Origin of the sequence: Caballeronia sp., from assembly GCF_049581465.1 — a bacterium.
In the GTDB taxonomy this organism is placed as follows: Bacteria; Pseudomonadota; Gammaproteobacteria; order Burkholderiales; family Burkholderiaceae; genus Caballeronia.
The window spans coordinates 1-1,940 of record NZ_JBAUSA010000351.1; the positions used below are offsets into that span (position 1 = coordinate 1).

Genomic DNA, 1,940 nt, shown 5'->3' on the forward strand with positions numbered 1-1,940 from the left:
GAGCAAGAGCGTTGCAGCCTCGGCGCCGGTCGTTGCGGCCATCCAATCGCCGGCACCCGTTGCGCAAGCAGCTGTATCGGACGCGGCCGCGGTAGGGACAGGCAATAATTCGCTCGAATTGACGGTGGCGAAGGACAGCTGGTTCACCGTGCGCCAAAAGGACGGCAAGGAAGTGTTTTCCGGCCTGGTTCACGCCGGCAGCGCCCAGCGGGTGTCCGGAGATGCGCCGTTCAAGGTCATCGTGGGCAATCGCGCGGGCCTCGAAGCGCTCACGTTCGACGGGCAGCCTGTCGATCCGGCAAAATTCGGTCCGGCGAAGGGCAATGTAGCGCGTTTCTCGCTACCCTGATTGACCGGGTCGCGAGCCTGACGCACACGTCCGGCGCCGCTCGCCCGTCAAGGGTACTCGGCGCCGACACAAACTTGTGCGAACGTTATCGAGAAGGTTAGTCGAGGCGTCGTGAAGGTAGCGACGCCGATTTCATGTCCAGATACGCGTCACCGTGCATTGGCCGGCGGCGCAAAGGGTCTTTCGATGCAATCCGAAGCTCAACAACCCCTTATTAGTAGCCAGATTTGTTCGTCGGAGCCCGTCTTCGGCGGATCGTGGAAAAGGCGTGCATCGCATGCAGTCGACATCCGCTGGGCCGGCCAGCTCGTGACTGTCGGCGGCGACGCGCCCGTGCGAATCCAGTCGATGACGAATACCGACACCGCCGACGCCATCGGCACGGCAATCCAAGTGAAGGAGCTGGCTCAAGCCGGGTCGGAACTGGTGCGGATCACGGTGAACACGCCCGAAGCCGCTGCCGCCGTTCCGCATGTTCGTGATCAACTCGACCGGATGGGTGTGTCGGTACCGCTCGTCGGCGATTTTCATTACAACGGCCACTTGTTGTTGCGCGATTATCCGGCGTGCGCCGAAGCGCTTTCCAAGTACCGGATCAACCCGGGCAATGTCGGCCACGGCGCGAAACGCGACACGCAATTCGCGCAGATGATCGAAGCAGCCGCCCGGTACGGCAAGGCAGTCCGGATCGGCGTGAACTGGGGCAGTCTCGACCAGGACCTGCTCGCGAGAATGATGGACGAGAACGCGTTGCGCGCAACGCCTTGGCAAGCGCAAAGCGTGATGTACGAAGCGCTGATCCAGTCGGCGATCGGCTCGGCGGAACGCGCCGTGGAAATCGGCTTGGGACGCAACCAGATCATCTTGTCGTGCAAGGTCAGCGGCGTGCAAGACTTGATCGCGGTCTATCGTGAACTGGCCCGGCGCTGCAGCTTCGCGCTCCACCTCGGATTGACCGAAGCAGGCATGGGTTCGAAGGGCATCGTGGCATCGACGGCGGCTTTGTCCGTGCTGCTGCAGGAAGGCATCGGCGACACAATCCGTATTTCGCTGACACCTGAACCGGGCGGCGCGCGCACCGGCGAAGTGATTGTCGGCCAGGAAATCCTGCAGACCATGGGGCTGCGTTCGTTCACGCCGATGGTGATTGCATGCCCCGGTTGCGGACGCACCACCAGCACACTGTTCCAGGAACTGGCGTCGCAGATCCAGACGTATTTGCGTGATTCAATGCCGGTTTGGCGGGACCAGTTCCCGGGTGTCGAAAAGATGCACGTGGCGGTGATGGGCTGCATCGTGAACGGACCGGGAGAATCGAAGCAGGCGAATATCGGTATCAGCTTGCCGGGTTCCGGCGAAAATCCCGCGGCCCCGGTTTTCATCGACGGCGTGAAGGTCAAAACGCTGCGCGGTGAACACATTGCCGAGGATTTCCAGCAGATCGTCAGCGACTACGTGACGCGTACTTACGGCAAGCGCGAAACCGCGCAGGCAGAAACACTCTAAAGACAGATGACTGAACCGAAGAAAAAGCTCGAGAAACTGAGTGGCGTGAAGGGCATGAACGACATCCTCCCGCAGGATGCCGCGC

Annotated in this window: 2 protein-coding genes and 1 pseudogene; all 3 read left to right on the forward strand. The window is 61.6% G+C overall.

Annotation, left to right across the window (positions count from 1 at the left end; all coding sequences use genetic code 11):
• Positions 1-349, forward strand: a 349-nt coding sequence (locus WCA53_RS08810; RefSeq protein ID WP_423908086.1) for a DUF4115 domain-containing protein, incomplete at its 5' end; no start/stop codon positions are given.
• Positions 350-535: 186 nt separating this feature from the next.
• Entirely contained in the window at positions 536-1,855 is a 1,320-nt protein-coding gene (gene ispG / locus WCA53_RS08815; RefSeq protein WP_423908089.1) for a flavodoxin-dependent (E)-4-hydroxy-3-methylbut-2-enyl-diphosphate synthase, read from the forward strand.
• A 6-nt stretch (positions 1,856-1,861) separates the two neighbouring features.
• A pseudogene (locus tag WCA53_RS08820) lies at positions 1,862-1,940 on the forward strand (tRNA synthetase class II core domain family protein); the annotation flags it as partial.

What these genes read in the sequence shown, in the direction of transcription:
- ispG (WP_423908089.1), top strand. Translation starts at nt 536, where the DNA reads ATGCAATCCGAAGCTCAACAACCCCTTATTAGTAGCCAGATTTGTTCG.